Source organism: Thioclava sp. GXIMD2076, from assembly GCF_037949795.1.
Taxonomy (GTDB): domain Bacteria; phylum Pseudomonadota; class Alphaproteobacteria; order Rhodobacterales; family Rhodobacteraceae; genus Thioclava; species Thioclava kandeliae.
In genome coordinates this window covers 692501-693503 of record NZ_CP149933.1, presented here as the reverse complement: position 1 = coordinate 693503, position 1003 = coordinate 692501, and the positions used below count along the sequence as shown (strand labels likewise).

1 other annotated feature (only partly in view) is annotated in these 1003 nt (G+C 53.4%).

Annotation, left to right across the window (positions count from 1 at the left end):
- Positions 1–1003 (bottom strand) — a sequence feature (23S ribosomal RNA rRNA prediction is too short) (it continues 336 nt past the right edge of the window).

The window sequence follows — 1003 nt, the reverse complement described above, 5'->3', positions numbered from 1 at the left end:
TCATGTCAACATTCTCACTTCTGATCACTCCACCGGATGCCTTACAGCCCGGCTTCACAGTCAGAACATTGCCTCCAATACTCCCGAAGGAGATAAGGAGGCAGCGTTCTATATCACAGAACGCTCCGCTACCACGCACTTCACAGTGCATCCAAAGCTTCGGCTCGTGGCTTGAGCCCCGTTACATCTTCGCCGCAGGACCTCTTAACTAGACCAGTGAGCTGTTACGCTATCTTTAAAGGATGGCTGCTTCTAAGCCAACCTCCTGGTTGTTTTGGAAGTCCCACATGCTTTCCCACTTAGCCACGAATTGGGGGCCTTAGCTGTTGGTCAGGGTTGTTTCCCTCTCCACGACGGACGTTAGCACCCGCCGTGTGTCTGCCGATCAGTTCTTCCCGGTATTCGGAGTTTGCTTAGACTCAGTAAGGCTGTGGGCCCCCATCATCCATGCAGTGCTCTACCCCCGGGAGAATACAATCGACGCGCTACCTAAATAGCTTTCGCGGAGAACCAGCTATCTCCGAGTTTGATTGGCCTTTCACCCCTAGCCACACGTCATCCGGACCCTTTTCAACGGGTGTCGGTTCGGACCTCCAGTTGGTGTTACCCAACCTTCATCCTGCACATGGCTAGATCACTCGGTTTCGGGTCTGATCCCACGAACTCGACGCCCTGTTAAGACTCGCTTTCGCTGCGCCTACACCTATCGGCTTAAGCTTGCTCGTAAGACCAAGTCGTTGACCCATTATACAAAAGGTACGCCGTCAGAGCTCGAGGCTCCTCCGACTGCTTGTAGGCGTCCGGTTTCAGAAACTGTTTCACTCCCCTCGTCGGGGTGCTTTTCACCTTTCCCTCACGGTACTGGTTCGCTATCGGTCAGTAAGGAGTACTTAGCCTTCGAAGGTGGTCCTCCGATCTTCAGACAGGATTTCACGTGTCCCGCCCTACTTAATTCGTCCCGTTGAGCTTCGTATACGGGGCTATCACCCATATTGCTGGACAT